This window comes from Arcticibacter tournemirensis, assembly GCF_006716645.1.
Taxonomy (GTDB): Bacteria; Bacteroidota; Bacteroidia; order Sphingobacteriales; family Sphingobacteriaceae; genus Arcticibacter; species Arcticibacter tournemirensis.
In genome coordinates this window covers 512,837-530,511 of sequence record NZ_VFPL01000001.1, presented here as the reverse complement: position 1 = coordinate 530,511, position 17,675 = coordinate 512,837, and the positions used below count along the sequence as shown (strand labels likewise).

At 41.3% G+C, this 17,675-nt stretch carries 14 protein-coding genes; 9 read left to right on the top strand and 5 right to left on the bottom strand.

The genetic code is table 11. From position 1 onward, the window contains the following. The 4 genes from BDE36_RS02265 to BDE36_RS02250 all read left to right on the top strand — a co-directional run bounded on the left by BDE36_RS02265 (window position 1) and on the right by BDE36_RS02250 (window position 3,355). Window positions 1–783 (top strand): shikimate dehydrogenase family protein, encoded by a 783-nt coding sequence (locus BDE36_RS02265; RefSeq protein ID WP_141813587.1) that lies wholly within the window; start codon window positions 1–3, stop codon window positions 781–783. Then, window positions 759–1,364, top strand: a complete 606-nt coding sequence (gldD, locus tag BDE36_RS02260; protein WP_141813586.1) for a gliding motility lipoprotein GldD — start codon at window positions 759–761, stop codon at window positions 1,362–1,364. Before BDE36_RS02265 ends, gldD begins: the two co-directional genes overlap by 25 nt. A gap of 77 nt (window positions 1,365–1,441) precedes the next feature. After that, complete coding sequence (locus BDE36_RS02255) at window positions 1,442–2,080, top strand: MBL fold metallo-hydrolase (RefSeq protein WP_141813585.1); 639 nt, start codon at window positions 1,442–1,444, stop codon at window positions 2,078–2,080. Window positions 2,081–2,128: 48 nt separating this feature from the next. Beyond that, entirely contained in the window at window positions 2,129–3,355 is a 1,227-nt protein-coding gene (locus tag BDE36_RS02250) for an FtsX-like permease family protein (protein ID WP_141813584.1), read from the top strand. Here BDE36_RS02250 and rfaD read toward each other — a convergent pair. Genes rfaD through mqnB form a run of 3 tightly spaced genes read right to left on the bottom strand, consistent with a single transcriptional unit; the run spans window position 3,350 to window position 5,860 of the window. Beyond that, a complete protein-coding gene (gene rfaD / locus BDE36_RS02245; RefSeq protein WP_128768043.1) occupies window positions 3,350–4,315 on the bottom strand; it encodes an ADP-glyceromanno-heptose 6-epimerase in 966 nt (321 codons plus the stop codon). The genes BDE36_RS02250 and rfaD overlap by 6 nt on opposite strands. Window positions 4,316–4,343: 28 nt before the next feature. Then, window positions 4,344–5,219, bottom strand: a complete 876-nt coding sequence (locus BDE36_RS02240) for a menaquinone biosynthesis family protein (RefSeq protein WP_141813583.1) — start codon at window positions 5,217–5,219, stop codon at window positions 4,344–4,346. Further along, window positions 5,216–5,860 carry a futalosine hydrolase gene (gene mqnB / locus BDE36_RS02235; protein ID WP_128768045.1) on the bottom strand — a complete coding sequence of 215 codons (645 nt, stop codon included), beginning with the start codon at window positions 5,858–5,860 and terminating at the stop codon, window positions 5,216–5,218. The genes BDE36_RS02240 and mqnB overlap by 4 nt, the downstream gene beginning before the upstream one ends. An 83-nt stretch (window positions 5,861–5,943) precedes the next feature. Here mqnB and BDE36_RS02230 point away from each other — a divergent pair, with 83 nt between their 5' ends. From BDE36_RS02230 to BDE36_RS02215, 4 genes are all read left to right on the top strand, one after another. Continuing rightward, the gene (locus BDE36_RS02230; RefSeq protein ID WP_128768046.1) at window positions 5,944–6,369 is read left to right on the top strand and encodes a 6-pyruvoyl trahydropterin synthase family protein; all 426 of its coding nucleotides are present in this window, start codon (window positions 5,944–5,946) and stop codon (window positions 6,367–6,369) included. 3 nt (window positions 6,370–6,372) lie between these two features. Further along, on the top strand, window positions 6,373–7,014 hold the full coding sequence (gene folE / locus BDE36_RS02225) for a GTP cyclohydrolase I FolE (protein ID WP_170205909.1): 642 nt from the start codon (window positions 6,373–6,375) through the stop codon (window positions 7,012–7,014). An 86-nt stretch (window positions 7,015–7,100) separates the two neighbouring features. Further along, the gene (fabD, locus tag BDE36_RS02220; RefSeq protein WP_128768047.1) at window positions 7,101–7,979 is read left to right on the top strand and encodes an ACP S-malonyltransferase; all 879 of its coding nucleotides are present in this window, start codon (window positions 7,101–7,103) and stop codon (window positions 7,977–7,979) included. Between the two features lie 100 nt (window positions 7,980–8,079). Then, window positions 8,080–11,772 (top strand): sensor histidine kinase, encoded by a 3,693-nt coding sequence (locus BDE36_RS02215; RefSeq protein ID WP_141813582.1) that lies wholly within the window; start codon window positions 8,080–8,082, stop codon window positions 11,770–11,772. Window positions 11,773–11,789: 17 nt separating this feature from the next. Here BDE36_RS02215 and BDE36_RS02210 read toward each other — a convergent pair whose 3' ends face one another. After that, window positions 11,790–12,707 carry a hypothetical protein gene (locus BDE36_RS02210; protein WP_141813581.1) on the bottom strand — a complete coding sequence of 306 codons (918 nt, stop codon included), beginning with the start codon at window positions 12,705–12,707 and terminating at the stop codon, window positions 11,790–11,792. 351 nt (window positions 12,708–13,058) lie between these two features. Between BDE36_RS02210 and BDE36_RS02205 the strand changes: the two genes are divergently transcribed. Beyond that, window positions 13,059–14,600 (top strand): glycoside hydrolase family 10-like protein, encoded by a 1,542-nt coding sequence (locus BDE36_RS02205; protein WP_141813580.1) that lies wholly within the window; start codon window positions 13,059–13,061, stop codon window positions 14,598–14,600. A 160-nt stretch (window positions 14,601–14,760) separates the two neighbouring features. Here BDE36_RS02205 and BDE36_RS02200 read toward each other — a convergent pair whose 3' ends face one another. After that, on the bottom strand, window positions 14,761–17,598 hold the full coding sequence (locus BDE36_RS02200) for a M16 family metallopeptidase (protein ID WP_141813579.1): 2,838 nt from the start codon (window positions 17,596–17,598) through the stop codon (window positions 14,761–14,763). Window positions 17,599–17,675: the final 77 nt, after the last annotated feature.

The window sequence follows — 17,675 nt, the reverse complement described above, 5'->3', positions numbered from 1 at the left end:
ATGAAGAAGTTCGGGCTGATAGGCTATCCATTGAGCCATTCTTTCTCTGGCAAGTATTTTCAGGAGAAATTTGAAAAAGAAGGGTTAACGGATTGTTCTTACGAATTGTTCCCTTTGGAAACCCTTAGCGATTTTGAAAAGCTGATTACCTCTAATCCTGATCTGTGTGGCTTAAATGTTACTATTCCGCATAAGATAGGTGTAATGTTTTACCTCGACAAAATTGATCCGGCAGCGAAGGCTATTGATGCAGTTAACTGTATAAAAATAATAAAGCAAAAACCGGTAGAATCCTTTTTTACTGGCGAGCTTTCATCAACAAAAGTAAGACTGGAAGGCTTTAATACAGATTGCTATGGTTTCGAAAATTCGCTGAAGCCTTTATTAAAAAAGCATCACAACAAAGCACTTGTGCTCGGAAGCGGAGGCTCGTCAAGGGCAGTTGCTTACGCTCTTTCGAGACTTGGCATTGATTATAAAATCGTATCCAGACGCAAAGCCAGAAAACAAATAACATATTCCGATATAAATAGGAACTTAATGTCGGACCGTTTGCTCATTATCAATACTACACCCCTGGGTCTGTCTCCGGCTGTCGAAACATATCCCGACATTCCTTACGAGTATATTACCTCTAATCACCTGCTTTACGACTTGATTTATAATCCTGACGAAACTGAATTTCTGAAACGCGGTAAAGAAATGGGAGCTACGATAAAGAACGGTGAGGAAATGCTGCATCTCCAAGCTGAAAGATCATGGGAAATCTGGAACAACGGATAAATTTTGCAGTGCTTCTTTGCCTGCTGTCCGTGGCGCTTACTTCCTGCAATTCGTGCGGAGATGATAGTTATTCACCCAAACCAAGAGGTTTCTACCGACTTCAATTCCCGGCGAAAGCTTACCAGGAATATAGCGGCCCCTGCCCTTATACGTTCAAATACCCAACCTACTCGAGAATACTACGTGACAGCTCGCGCGATGCGCAACCCTGCTGGATAAACATCGATTTTCCTCAGCTTAATGGTAAGATACACCTAAGCTATCATCCGGTTACTTCGCAGAAGGTTTTTAACGAGCTGGTGGAGGATTCGAGAACCTTTGCGTTTAAGCATACGGTAAAGGCGACCTCAATTGACGAGGCAAGAATCATGTATCCCCAAAAGAAGGTCTATGGAGTTTACTATACAATAGAAGGCAACACAGCATCATCCGTGCAGTTTTTCCTTACAGACAGCACCCGGCATTACCTTCGCGGGGCACTTTATTTCAATGAGGCGCCCAGGATAGACTCTATCAAACCAGTACTTGATTTTGTTAAGAAAGATATTGATGTAATGATCAAGTCCTTTACCTGGAAATAATATCGCCACTGGGTTCGGCCGCTGTCGGCTGAGAGAACATTAGTGGTATTAATGAAATTAATAATATTTTTGAGTGTATGATCCAGATAAAATCATTCGTATGTAATCCATTTCAAGAGAATACTTACATCCTGTCTGACGAAACAGGTGAGTGCATTATTGTAGACCCAGGAATGTATTCAGGATACGAACAGAATGACGTAACCGACTATGTGCAGAGTAAGGGACTCAAGCCAGTTCTACTTCTGAATACCCACTGCCATATTGATCATATATTAGGCAACAAATTTATACACGACAGATACGGCCTGCTTCCCTGCTTTAATGAAGGTGAATTGCCTGTGCTTGAATCTGCACCCGCATACGCAGCCCCAATGGGCATACGTTATGAACTTTCGCCCCTTCCGCAAAAGTATCTCCCCGAAAGCGGAAGTATATCCTTTGGAAAAAGCGAGCTTGAGCTTATCTATGCCCCCGGACATTCACCTGCTCATTTGTGTTTTTACAGTCCGGCTGATAATTTCATTATAGGGGGCGACGTGTTATTTTACCGTAGTATCGGCAGAACGGACCTGCCTGGAGGGAACTACCAGCAGCTGATTAACAGTATTCAAGAGAGACTTTTCAAACTACCCGACGACTGCATTGTTTACCCTGGTCATGGGCCGGAAACCAATATAGGGGACGAAAAACAGTACAACCCGTTTTTGACTTAGCGTTTTTAAGACCTAACAAATATACAATTGCATTTAAGAGACAAATAGATGAATACTTCCTTCTATATCGCCAAAAGGTACCTCTTTTCAAAAAAATCTCTTAATGCTATTAATATTATTTCGGGAATATCTGTACTTGGCGTATTTGTAGGAAGCGCCGCTCTGATCGTAATTCTCTCCGTCTTTAACGGTTTTGAAAATGTAGTACTTTCGATGTACAACACCTTCACTCCTGAAATAAGGATTGAGCCCTCCATTGGTAAAACGTTTTATCCTGAAGGACCTTATTTTTCAGAACTGAAACGCGATAAACGAATTGAGAACTACACAGAGGTACTCCAGGAAAAAGCCTTGATACGATACAAAGACGGCCAGTATATTGGCGTCATTAAGGGGGTAAGCAACGATTTTCTAAGACGTTATCAGTTGGACAGCACCATCATTGAAGGTAGTTTCACGCTAAAGAAAGGCGGAACAAATTATGCTGTGGTGGGATCACTCGTACAGTCGTACCTGAGTCTGAACGTAAACGACCAATTCAGCGATCTTATGATTTATTCCCCCCGGAAGGGAGCTGGAAATTCGATTAATCCCGCAGATGAATTTGTCGTGAAAAGCATCCACCCTGCCGGCGTGTTTCAGATACAGCAACAGTTTGATGAAACCGTGATTGTCCCCATGAACTTCGCACGTGATCTGCTGGAAGAAGAAAGGAACATATCTTCCATTGAAATATACCTGAAGAAAGGGGAATCAGTAGACAAATTTCATGACGAAGTGTCGAAAAAGCTGGGTGATGCGTTTTTAATCAAAGACAGGGTTCAGCAAAATGAACTTCTTTATAAGATACTGAACTCCGAAAAATGGGCTATTTTCATCATTTTAACCTTTGTACTGATTATTGCCGTGTTTAACATAGTAGGCTCTTTAACAATGCTGGTGCTGGATAAGAAAAAGGACATTGCTATATTAAGCAGCATAGGAGCCGGTACAGCTCTGATCCGCAAAATATTCTTCATTGAAGGCATGATGATTGCCTTAACCGGTTGTATTTCGGGTATGCTGGCGGGTCTTATATTCTGTCTCCTTCAACAGCATTATGGGTTTATTAAGATGGCCGAAGGGAACGCTATTACAGAATCGTACCCCGTAGGTCTTAAGGTGACCGACTTCATACTGATTTTCTTTACGGTGACAGGTGTCTCCGTTATAACATCTGGTATTTCATCCCGTTTAAGCGTTAAGAGCTTACGCGGGATGAAGGAAGAATTATAAATACTTATTAGGGATCAGGTAGTTTGTGACATAGTCATGCACTCCCTCTTCCAATGTATGAAAAGGTTTATGATAGCCTATAGAATGGAGTTTGTCCATTTTTGCCTCTGTAAAATACTGATACTTATCTCTTATATCTTCAGGCGTGGGAATGAAGGATATATCCGGCTCTTTCCCCGTAGCTTTAAAGGTAGCTGCTGCCAGATCGTAAAAAGTACGTGCTTTTCCCGAACCCAGATTATAAATACCGGCATCCTTACGGTGATGCATCAAAAAGTATAAAACTTCAGTTACATCCTTAACGAAAACGAAGTCGCGCATTTGCTCACCGTCATTAAAGTCAGGACGATGAGACTTAAACAACTTCATTTTACCTGTATCCCTAATCTGATTATAGGTATGGAATATAACAGACGCCATTCTGCCTTTGTGGTATTCGTTAGGTCCGTAGACATTGAAAAACTTGAGTCCGGCCCAGAAATAAGGTTTCCTTTCCTGCTGCAAAGCCCATTTATCGAATTCGTTCTTTGACTCACCATAAGGATTGAGAGGCTTTAGAAGATTGATCTTACTCTCATCATCCTCATAACCATTTTCTCCCAGACCATAAGTTGCGGCAGACGATGCATAAATTAAAGGCAGACCGAACTCAACGCAGCAATTCCAAACATCTTTAGAGTATTCGAGGTTCAGCTCATTTAAGAGAGCATAGTCAAACTCGGTAGTATCTGTACGGGCTCCGAGATGAAACACAAACTGTACATGTAAATGATTTGCGGTTAACCACGGAATAAATTCAGAACGGTCTACCAGCTTCGAGAAGCGCTTGCCCTCGAAGTTTTTGTTCTGCTTCTCATCAGAGAAATCATCAACCAATATTAAATCGTAATAGCCTTCATCGTTCAGTTTCTGTACTAAACAACTGCTGATAAATCCTGCAGCTCCGGTGATTATAATCATAGTTTCTTTCCCTCAACGGGATTATTATTTATAAAAAAATGCTTTCGTCTATCTGGGGTATTATTCCCTTTGATAAAGCGGTATCAAAAAGAAGCCTGACAGCTTTCCGGCCTTCAGGCCCCAAATTTACTGAATATTTGTTTACATAAAGTTCGATGTGTTTATACATCACTTCCTCATCCATTGCCTGAGCATGCTTCCGGATAAAATCTATTCCCGATGCCGGATTTTCAAATGCATACTCCACGCTTTTACGCAGGATACGATTTACCTTATGCTTCAGATCGTCGGGCAAATCTCGCTTAATTACGATCCCTCCAAGGGGAATAGCGCATCCGGTTGTCTCCTCCCAATAGCTTCCAAGATCTATAATTTTCTTTAACCCCTTATTCTGATATGTAAACCGGTTTTCGTGAATGATCAGACCAAGATCAATTTCGTCGCGCAGCAAGGCGTCCTCGATGTCTGAAAAAACAAACTCCGTTTTATTTGTAAGATTAGGAAATGCGAGGCTTAAGAGGAAGTTGGCAGTTGTGAACTTTCCGGGAATGCCAACCCTAAGTTGTGGGTTGTGAGTTGCGGGCTGCGGGTTGTGCGAGGGAGACCGCACCTCCTGAAGGTCGGAAGCAGCGAGATCTTTCTTTGAAATCAAGAGCGGGCCCACGCCAAAGCCCAAAGCGCTGCCTGCATCGAGAAGGACATAATCCTTAACGGCGTATGCAAACGCATGGAAGCTAAGTTTTGTAATATCCAGCCTAGCCTGAAATGCCTTATGGTTAAGCGTTTCGACATCGTCGTAAAACACCTCAAACTCCAAGCCTTCTGTATCAATTTTATGATGGATCAAAGCATCAAAAATGAAGGTATCATTGGGACATGGTGAGAATCCAAGCGTTAATTTCATACTATTTTATTTAAGAGGGCAATGAGTTCATAATTCAGACTGGCAACGGCCAGAGGGATATTCCACGACTCCCGGTTTCGTCGCTCGATATAGTTTGATATTGCCCTGATTTGAAGACAAGGCAGCTCATTAAACCGACAGGCGTAAAAAAAGGCGGCACCTTCCATGCTTTCTATCCCGGGATTTATCCTTTCAACTGTGCTTTGAATACTTTCATCATTGCCATGCACTTTGTTTACGGTAATAGCCGAAACCGTTTGCAGATGCGGGGTAAGGGTTTCTAATGTTTCGCAAGCAATAGAGGTTTCACAACTCCGGCCAAACCCCATCTGATCTATGGACAGGAAAGCACTGTCATCTTCTGCGCCTAGCTCGGAAAAGCAATCTTCAATTACCTTAACCACCTTACCAATCTCTAAATATCGCTGAAAACTGCCTGCGATACCTGCGTTAATGGCCATATCGAAGCTACGCAACGCAAGTATATTTCCCAGGGAATAAGCGGTGCTAACCATCCCCACCCCCGTAACCAGGATTGTAATATCATGACCGTTCCTCGTATTCTCTCCTTCTCCGAAATCAAACGTTTCCATAAGGGGTTTAATTTCTTCCAAAGTAGCAGATACAAACAGCAGTTTCATGATGCGAAGATACGTATTGCCTGATTTTGAAGGTAAGGCATGCTGGGAGATTTAAGTATATTTGTATACTTTATTAAATTTAAATGATATACATTACCCGAAGAGAACAGTTTAACGCAGCCCATAAGCTATACAGAGAAGAATGGAGCGATGAAAAAAACCTTGAGGTTTTTGGAAAGTGCTCTAATCCTAACTGGCATGGACATAATTACGAACTTTATGTAACGGTAAAGGGTGAGATTAATCCGGAGACCGGTTATCTTATCGATCTGAAAACACTAAAGGACCTTATCCGGACTTGTATTACGGATAAACTGGATCACAAAAACGTGAACCTTGATGTCGATTTTATGCGCGGCAAAATGGCTTCTACCGAAGTTATGACGGTGGAGATCTTCAATCAGTTAAAAGGGCCGCTGGAACAACGATCAGTAACTCTTTACAAGGTTAAATTAGTTGAAACGGAGAATAATTTTGTAGAATATTACGGCGAAGAGCCAGCATTATAAAAAATGAAAGAGAAAGAGATAAATCACATGGCTGAAGAAAACGAGTTGGATGGATACGTTAAAATTGACCGGTATAATGCTGTTAAAATTGAACGAATAGCGTCTCATTACAGTGAAATACTTTCTGATTTGGGAGAAGACCCGTCACGGGACGGCTTATTAAAGACTCCTGAACGTGTGGCTAAGGCTTTACAATTTCTCACACATGGCTACGATCTGAAGCCACATGAAATTTTAAAGAGCGCCATGTTCAAGGAAGAATACAGCCAGATGGTGGTTGTAAAGGATATCGAGGTCTATTCCATGTGTGAGCATCACCTGCTTCCGTTCTTCGGCAAAGCGCACGTTGCTTATATTCCTAACGGCCATATTGTAGGGCTGAGTAAGATCCCCCGTGTTGTTGAAGCGTACGCACGAAGGCTGCAAGTACAGGAAAGGCTCACAAATGAGATAAGAGATTGCATTCAGGAGACGTTGCAACCGATGGGTGTAGCGGTAGTTATTGAATGCAAGCATTTATGTATGTCTATGCGGGGTATCCAGAAGCAAAACTCGGTAACAACTACTTCAGCCTTTACAGGTGCATTTGCAAATGAAAGAACCAGGGCCGAATTTTTGAGACTGATTACAGCGAGTCTCGATTAAGCAGGACATGCGAGGCGCCTTTTAAAAAATAATAAGTCACGTTATCTTTAACCCAATAATAAATAAACTGAATGGATAAAAAGCATATGAAAGCATATATATTCCCCGGACAAGGATCTCAGTTTCCCGGCATGGGCAAGGATCTGTATGAAGATCCAAAATCGAAAGAATTGTTTGAAAAGGCGAATGAAGTTTTAGGATTCAGGATCACTGATATCATGTTCGACGGTACCGAAGAGGAACTAAAACAAACGAACGTAACGCAGCCTGCAATTTTCTTACATTCTGTTATTCTTGCCCGTTCTCTTGGTGGGTATTTTGAACCCGATATGGTGGCAGGACATTCATTAGGGGAATTTTCTGCTCTGGTCGCAGCAGGCGCCTTAACTTTTGAAGACGGATTAAGACTTGTGTCTGCACGTGCAAACGCCATGCAACGGGCCTGCGAAATTCAGCCTTCAACGATGGCAGCAATTCTGGGTCTTGATGATTATACTGTTGAAGAAGTATGTCAGATGGTAAGCGAGATTGTAGTACCTGCAAATTATAATTGCCCCGGGCAATTGGTTATTTCAGGCAGTATTGAAGGTGTGGATAAAGCATGCATCCTTCTTACTGAAAGAGGTGCTAAACGCGCTTTGAAGCTGAACGTAAGCGGTGCATTTCATTCACCTTTAATGGAAGCTGCACGGGTGGAATTAGAAAACGCAATCCATGCTACTGAAGTCAAACCGCCGATTTGCCCTATCTATCAGAATATTGATGCTAAACCTCATACTGACCCAGAAATCATTAAACAAAACCTGATAGCACAGCTAACCGGGCCTGTGAGATGGACACAAACAGTAAAGAGAATGCTAGAAGACGGCGCGACATCTTTTACGGAAGTTGGTCCGGGAAATGTTCTTCAGGGACTAGTAAAGAAAGTGGATCGCTCAGTAGAAACGATAAGCGCTAAAGCATAGCGTTTGATAGTATTGTTAATTATCGACCGGATACAGGCAAATAAAAAAACAGAGCCTGTATCCGCTTGTTACTCTCTCAAGCTACATTAAAACTTCCTCTGTGAGTGCTCTGTTTAAAATAAGACTCCTTCTTTTTTTCCTCGCCGTTGGCTTTGCAGTTACAGCAGTCTCCATTCATTTTACATTTAACAAAAACCAAATCCTGGAGCTCGATGCAAAAACCATTGAGACCAATCTTCACAAAAAGGAAGTCTTTGTAAAGCGATTTTTAAACAATAAAGTTAACTTTAATTCGCTCCGAACTATTCACAATAATCCGCAGGTGGCAGCAGGATTAATAAAAGATTTCAGGGATAAACGTTCTATCTATCTTCATACATACTACAACAATCAATTGGTTTTCTGGGGAGCTAATAGAATTGCCCCCGCCACCGACGCCGGCCTCAAAGATGGAAGCAACCGAATCAAAACGCAAAATGGCTGGTATGAAGCAATCAAAAAATCTTCTGGCAGTTTCTCCGTTGTTTGTATTATTCCAATAAAAGCAGAGTATCCTTTCCAAAATAAATATCTTAAGAACACCTTCGCTCCCGACCTGATTAAAGAAAACAACCTCGAAGTAGCCGATCTTGACGATATACGGGTGTACAATATCAAAAATAGCGATGGCCAGTTTATCATATCTGTTAAGCTGAAATCGTCGGTCACCAATAGCTTTTATTCAAAACTCGAGCTATTAATGTTTATGCTGGCCGCGCTGCTGATTACTATTTTTGTAAACTACTTATGCGTTCTTCTTGCCTCGAAAAGTTATATAAAATCAGCTATAGCCATTTTCTTCTCATACTTCCTGGGAATAAAACTTCTTTCGCTGCAGTTTCCTGTTCTTGATACTTACTTTAACATCAGCATCTTTGATCCACGACATTTTTCTGGAGGATATTTTCTAAGGTCGTTAGGCGACTTTGTCTTAAGTACGGTTTTAGTAAGTTGGTTTCTATGCTTTGTTTATAGCTATCGCTTTAAAATTCAGCTCTCAAACAAACCTGTCAGCAAGACAGCAGGGGGAATTATTTTTGTCTTATTGGGTCTTATAATCTATTTGATCGCCAACCAGCAAAGCGACGTTTTCTACAACCTCGTAACTAAATCAAATATAAATTTTGACCTTACAAATATCCTTTACCTCGACAGTTACAGCTGGGTAGGGATTCTTTTGATGTTTATCGGAGCTTTTAATCTTTACCTTGTACTTGAAATACTGCTGGCAATAGGAAAAACTCTTCCATTAACAAATCCACATAGACTGAGGATATTTATCGCCGGGCTTATGTTGATTATAATCATGCAAATAGTATTTCACGATTATAGCCTGTATATTCTTCTTTTCAGTACAATCGTTTTCATTAGAGGATGGGAGTTCTATACCAATAATGAACGTTACAAATTTTTAAGTTTTCTGTTCGTTGTGCTTCTGTTTGCTATAATCGCATCGATAAAACTTTCTTCATTTCAATTTTTAAAAGAGCGGGAACAAAGAAAGATTATCGCTTATAAACTTGAATCGGCAGATGACCCGAACGCAGTGCTTCTGTTCTTCTCGCTCGAGCAGGAAATACGTAAAGACGACGCAATAACAGACTATTTCAAGCAGCCTCAGGTAGACAATGTTGCGCTTCGAAGCAAGCTTCAGAAATTATATTTTGAAGGCTACCTCGCCCGGTATGACTTTGAGGTCTTTACCTATAAAAACGGTCAACAGGAAACCTCAAAAGATATAGCAAGTATTGATCTTTTTAAAAATCTTGTTCTCGCGGGCTCAATAAAAGTGTCGGAGAATTTCTATAGAATCAATAATACTTTCGGGTTCCAGCATTATTTCGCAATTCTTCCGATAAAGGACGGCGACCTCCAGGTCGGAACGCTTATCATTACCTTAAAGTCAAAAACATTTAAGGACCCTGGCTCTGTGCCCGAAATTCTGGTTGACAGCAAGATGAACGCAGATAAAGATCTTGATAATTATTCTTTTGCTTTCTATCTCAACGACCGCCTGCTCAATCAAAATGGGACTTACATTTACAATTTGGTAAACAATGATTTCAAGGGCAAAGACAAAAACTTTGTATTCATTGAAAAAAATGGATATAATCACCTCATTTATAAACCAAACTACAAAAAGGTAATTGTTGTAAGCCTGCCGGTAACGACCTGGATAATGAAGCTGGCGTCTGTATCGTTCCTTTTCCTGGTGATGACAGGCTTGTCGGCATTAATAATTGTCATACATCAAATATGGACTATCTTACATGATGATACGTTCCGTCTCCAACAAAACAAATGGACTTACCTGGTTTCGCGTAACAGAATATTATACCGGACACGAATACAGGCATCGCTGGTAGCCGGGATTATTTTCACACTTCTGATCGTTGGCCTGATCACCTATATAAGCATCAGCAAACAATTCAGACAGCAACTGGAAGACGATGTAGTAAAAAAGGTAAATCAAATCAACAATGGATTAGAGAAAAACAAAATGTTTAATCAAGGATCGCTCGCCGATAACGAAGAGGCCCTTCATGCCTTTGCTGATATTAATGCTACCGATCTGAATCTTTTTGACGTACAGGGAAAACTTGTTTTTACTACCCAAAATAAAATTTACGAATACGGTTTTCTGGAACCCAGGATGAACGCTTTTGCTTATATCTATATGAGCCGATATCAGCGTTCAGAATTCCTTAACGTTGAACAGGTAGGACGGATGGAATTTATTGCCGCATATAAACCTGTAAGAAACAGCCGGAATGAGACTATTGCATACCTTGGGTTACCTTACTTCTCGAATGAAAGCGATTACGATCAGCGGATTGGGCAATATTTGAATACCCTAATTAATGTATATGCTTTGGTATTAGTTGTAATTGTTCTTTTCGCGATTTTCCTGGCAAATCAGATAACCTACCCTCTCACGCTGGTGGGTAAGAGTTTAAGTGAAATAAAAATCGACGGTAAAAATGAACCCATAGAATGGAAAAGTAATGATGAAATAGGAAGCCTGATAAAAGAATATAATCATATGATTATTGCACTTGAGGAGAGTGCTAAGAAGCTGGCACGGTCCGAGAGGGAGTCGGCATGGAGAGAGATGGCTAAACAGGTGGCCCATGAAATAAAAAATCCGCTTACCCCCCTGAAACTTGGCGTTCAATTATTGGAAAAATCATGGAAAGAAAACGATGTAAACTTTAACAGGAAGTTTGAAAAGTTCAGTAAATCGTTCATCGAACAGATCGAGAGCCTGTCGCTGATAGCCTCTGAGTTTTCTAACTTTGCGAAGTTGCCTGATACTCCATTCGAAAGCATCAACCTCGTTGATATGATAGAAAAATCAATGGAAGCGTTCCAATCTGTGGGACCCGACATCCAATTCACTTATCCTAAAAAAGAAATATTTGTGAACGGTAGTAAAGACCATCTTCTAAGGATATTTAATAATCTTATAAAAAACGCTATCGAGGCCATCCCTGAAAGTCGTGAAAAGATTATCGGCATTAACCTGTCCCTCTCTTCAGGAAACGTTATTATAAATGTGAGCGACAACGGCAAAGGCATACCTGAAGAATTGCGTGAAAAGATATTCAATCCTAATTTTACAACTAAGAGCTCAGGAACTGGCCTGGGTCTTGCCTTTGTTAAACAAGCTGTAGAAAATATGCTCGGATCTATTCATTTTGAAACGGAACCCGGCAGAGGCACAACGTTTCATATTATTCTGCCACTTGCTTAAAGTGGCAGCGCACGTCTTTATTTCAGGTTCACTTTAGACGTACCCATTGTGTAGCCATCAGAATAAAGAATAACGGTGTATGTTCCTTTTTGGAAAGGACCAGGATTTGTCCAGTCAATATTGAAGACCTTGCCTTGCGCATTATCAAACTCGATGGCTGTTTTGTAGGTATACTGCAGGTCATCCCCGTCGGCAGTAAATAAACTGCCGTTATCAGAAACGATCAGATTTCCTGTCGGATCAACAATTCTTACGAAAATGTCATGCATACCTTTTTCTGAGATCGGATTATCTGCTATCGTAAAACTGATCCGAAGCTTCTTGGCCGATCCTGCACGACTTACTTCTGTTTCTTTGCCATTATTCCTGACTTTAACAGGCGTAATATTAATGGCTCCTGACTTTAAAGCGGCAGCAACTTTCACTTTGCTGTTTAACTCGCTGTTCTGTTGTTCCAGGCGGCTTGCTTGTTCGCTGACATTTGCCACCGTCGTTTTCAGGCTATCCCTTTCAGAAATCAGCGCTTGGTTCTTTTTTTGAAGACCGGCTAAATCAGAAGTATATTTTGATACGAAATAACGTAATTGTTTAACTTCTTCCTGGGCTTTTGCAAGTTGTCCCTGCGTCAGTTTGCCTTTTCTGAGCTCTTCACGCAGTTCATTAATTTTCTGCCTGGCAAGCTCCTGGTTTTCTTTCATTTCTGACGAAAGCTTCACGTTGTTCGTATTTGCCTTATCCAATTCAGCCTCAATCTTATCAATCTCAATCTCCATACGCGACTTTTCATCAGTAAGCGTAACGATCTTATCACTTGCCTTTTTGTCTTTGAAGAACAGGTAAGCATTCGTTCCAAGAAGAGCAACAATAACCAGGATCAAAAAATAAACTTTATTCGAATCTTTTCTGGTAGCCGGCTCGTATTGAGTATTTTCCATAATTTTTTAGTTTCAAGCTTATATTCGGGCAACGCAGCGGTATAGACATCCAATATTTATCATCCATCACTTTATACCCGCGAAAAGACAAATATAATATTTTAGGAAAGCTTTAAATTTCATTAGTTAATTATACTTACTCTAACGTTTGCTCTAAACAAAGCTTATTGGCCTTGAAAATTATTTATCTGGCATTCTCTGATTAGGAGAAAGTCGCTTGTGCTCATAATAATATCTTATAAAGATTGTTTAATTATCTTTGCCCAAATACACTTTCTGGATTAGAAAGAGAAACGGGCAACGACATTGTTAAAGGGATATTCCATTAAATTTTATAATTATAAAAGATATATGTTTTTAAGATTCTGGCTGGTGATGATTATCTTTTGTGCTGTAATTTCCACGGCTTTATCACAAGTCAACTCGGATGAGTTGCATCCAAAAAGAGAATTCAGAGGTGTATGGGTTGCAACCGTTGCTAATATCGACTGGCCATCCAGGCCGGGACTTTCTGCAGGGAAACAGCAGGAGGAACTTATTCAAATTCTTGACGCGCATAAGAAAAATGGTATAAATGCCATAATATTACAGGTACGGCCGGCTTCGGATGCTTTTTATGGAAAAGGCAGGGAACTTTGGAGCAGGTTTATTTCCGGCAGGCAGGGACAGGCGCCCACTCCATATTATGACCCACTGGAGTTTGCAATTAATGAAGCACATAAAAGAGGAATGGAGTTACACGCATGGTTTAATCCATACCGCGCATCTACTACCCTTGCGGCAGCGGACATCCATTCTGAACATATCACCAGGAAGCATCCTGAATGGTTTTTTAGCTTCGCAGGCAAAAAGCTTTTCAACCCCGGGCTGCCGGAAGTAAGGGAATATATTATACAGGTGGTAATGGATGTGGTAAGAAACTATGATATTGACGGAGTTCATTTTGATGATTACTTCTATCCTTATCCGGAAAAGAATCAGGTAATCCAGGATAAGCAAACCTTTAATACCTACGGAAAGAATTTTGACAATATAGCAGATTGGCGGCGTCATAATGTGGATACATTAATACACGACCTTTCCGATAGCATTCACGCGGCAAAAAAATATGTTAAGTTCGGAATAAGCCCCTTTGGTATCTGGCGTAACCGATCTCAAGATCCGGAAGGATCGGAAAGCAGCGGTCTTGACGGATATGGTACATTATATGCCGACGCAAGGAAATGGGTTCAACAAGGATGGCTCGACTATATAAATCCTCAGATCTATTTCCCCTTTTATTACAGAGCTGCACCTTACGAGAAATTAGTAGACTGGTGGAGTAATAATACTTTCGGAAAACACTTATATATCGGACATGCAGCGTATCGCGCCATCGAACGAAGGGCTGGATGGAACGACTGGAGACAAATCCCCGATCAGATCAGATATGCAAGAAAAAACAATAGGGTGCAGGGAGGCGTTTTTTTTAGCTCTAAATCTGTTACTCTAAATTATGCCGGGATACAGGATTCTTTACGTCAAAATTTTTATAGCCATCCGGCACTGCCTCCGCAGATGCTATGGCTTGATGCCGTTCCTCCACAGTCGCCACTTAATCTCCAGGCCAACGTCACGGGAAACAGGGTTTCTTTAAGTTGGGAACAACCTCTTAGAGCTCGTGATGGGGAAACAGCGTATGGATATGTAGTTTACCGTTTCCATTCCAATGAAAGTATCAACTTACAGGATGGATCTAAAATCATTAACATAAGTTTCGAGAACCACACAGGCTTTATAGATGAAAACGTAAGGCCCGGTACGTACTATTATGTTGTGACAGCCATAGACCGGTTAAAAAATGAAAGTCAGCCTTCGAACAACGTTATGATTTCCTTACCAACAGCTAATTAGTGTCGGGTAATAAGTCGTAAGATACAAGCGTGGACTAACCAATAGTCAGCTTATAAAAACGAAGCAAGATATTTACCTTAACATAACACAAGAGATAAAAACAGAACAGGCCGGTATATTAATATACCGGCCTGTTCTGTTTTTATAAAACTAACCTCGTTTATTTCTTCTCGGGCAATAGAACAAATTTTATCAAATTACTACCGCTCAAATATTCATTAGCCGCAGTCTTCAGGCTTTCAGGTGTAATCTTCTTTAAGGAATCAAGATATGTAAGAATCTTAAGAGGATCCTCATTCAACTGATAATTTGAAGTTAAGTAACCCGCCCAGAATCCATTTTGCTTTAACTGGGTTTCTGTGGTTCTTCTCTCTTCTGCAACATACTTCTCAATATCGCCAGCCTGAGCTCCGTTTTGTTTTATCTTATTGATTTCGTCTAATGTAGCATTCACCAATTTATCAACATTTGCTGGTGCGCACCCGAAGGCAACAGTCACAGAATACCGGTTTCTTGGATTTTTGCTGTAGCTGGCACCAGCCCCAGGGCTGTATACACCACTTTCTTCTTCTCTTAAGCGCTCAATAAGCTTTATCTGAAGAACTTCGGCCAAGGCATCCAGCCGGTTATTATTTTCGTCACTGTATTTATAATCACCGCTAAAAATCAGCCGTACGGTGGCTTTGTCTTCCTGTCCCTTGTAAACATTTTTAGTAATCTCCCCCGCAGGCGGATAAATACCAAGATCCTTAGCCTCCTCCTTCCTTTTCGAAGAAGGCAGAGCACCAAGATACTGTTCAAGCAACGGTCTTATCTCCTGATCCTTAAAACTGCCAACAAACGTAAAGGTAAAGTCACTGGCATCGGCAAAGCGATCTTTATAAATAGAGTAGGCCTTTTCAAGATCTATTTGCTCTATTTTTGACAGAGTGGGCCCGGTACGCCTTATATTATAATTTCCCAGCACGGCAGATATTGTATCTGAAAAGACGCTGTTCGGGTCATTTTCCCTGTTAGCAAGTGCGCCCTTTTGCTGCTGGATAACCGATTTAAATATCTCCTCGTCTTTTCGTGGCTGAGTAAAGTACAGATACACTAATTGCAAAGCGGTTTCGAGGTCTTTCGGCGCAGAAAAGGCGGAGATGCCCTCCGCACGCTCGGAAATATAGGGAGTTACAGATACTCTCTTGCCAGTGAGAAGCTTGGGAAGCTGAATCGAATTAAATTCACTGATACCACTGCGTGCTACAAGTGAGGACGCAGATGAAGCCGACTGGTAGTCAGCATCTGAGTAAAGCGAAGTGCCACCAGGACTAAAAGCATTGATCAGAATCTCATCATTCTTAAAATCCGTGGGTTTTAATACCACCTTCACTCCATTACTTAAAGTTAATTCTGTTACTCCTATGGCACCAATCTTTTTTTCGCTGACCACTTTTCCCGCTGTGGGTTTAACTGCCAACAACGGTTTATCCGACACCTGATCACTGTATGCAGTAATATTGCTTTGCTTCACTGCCTGAATCCAGGCGTTCACTGTAGCTTCTACCGGAAGAGTAGCAGTTTCCTTCTCGGGAGCCATGATGATAACATCCCTGTTTACATCAGTAAGGTATTTAGCAGTTAATCCGTTTACTTCCTCCAGTGATATTCCACCTATCGTATTCTTTGCAAAATTATACTCGTAATCTATCCCGGGACTGGCCTCTTCCTGAAGAAACAACCTCAGGTATTCCTGTACATAGTTTTCAGAAGACGTTTTATCTTTTTCTTTATATGCTGCCTCCATCGAAGTCATGTACGACTGTTTAGCGCGTTCCAATTCTGTCGCAACAAAACCGAAATTCCGGGCTCTCTCAATTTCGGTATACACCGCCTTAAACCCGCTTTCAAGCTCTCCGGGCTTGGCTACTACAAAAGCCGAGGCAACATCCAGTCCGGCCATGAAATCTCCGATGCTGCTTCCTCCCTGTAGAAACGGAGGGTTAGCCTGTTTCATTAATTCTGAGAAACGGGCGCTTATCATGAGGTTATAGAGAGTTCTGACGATACTGTTCCTCATGTCGCCTGTTGTTTTCAAGTCTGCTGCAGGGTGCTTTACCATCACCTGGGCGACAGTATAGGGCATTTCCTTATCTGTTACTGCTATAAACTGATTTTTATTAAGAAGCGGAATAGTATATTTTGTACGAGGAAGTGGCTTTGCAGGATTTTTAAGATCGGAAAACATGCTTATGATCATCTTCTCCACCTGGGCGACATTTACATCTCCAACAACGATCAAAGCCTGAAGTTCAGGCCGGTACCAGTCTTTATAAAACTGCCGGATAGTTTCAGGCTTAAAACTTTTCAGCACCTCCTCTGTTCCGATAGGAAGGCGTTTTGCATACCTGGAGTTATTGAACAGCATAGGAAGATACTTATTCTGCATCCGCTCCTGGGCACCTTTACCAAGGCGCTTTTCTTCTAATATTACTCCTCTTTCTTTATCTATCTCAGACGGATCAAGCAGGGCGTCCTGCGCCCAGTCGCGCATAATCTGCATTCCATTTTTAAATAGTTCAGGGTCGTCTGTAGGCAGTGGAAGCTGGTATACTGTCTCATCAAAACTGGTATAGGCATTGAGATCTGCGCCAAACCTGACTCCTGACTTCTGAAGGTAGTTAACCAGCTCATTTTTGGGGAAATTTTTGGTCCCGTTAAAGCTCATATGTTCCATGAAATGAGCAAGCCCTAATTGTTGTTCATTCTCCAGTATCGATCCTGCTTTTGTTGCCAGGTATAGCTGAACCCTTTCTTTGGGTTCGGTATTCCTTCGAATGTAATAAGTAAAGCCATTTTTTAGCTTACCTACTTTGATTGCCGTATCCAAAGGGAGTACCTCGCTATTTATAACGCGGCCGGTTTTTGTCTTAAGATTAGGCTGGGCCTGAACGTACCCATTTATGCATATAGACAAAACAAGCAGGTACAGCCAGGATTTAATACATTTTTTCATGGTGTTTCGATTCGTTAAAGCAATTTTTGTTACAAATTCATAATGAGGCGGCGTGCATACTGCTGTGTAGTATAGCC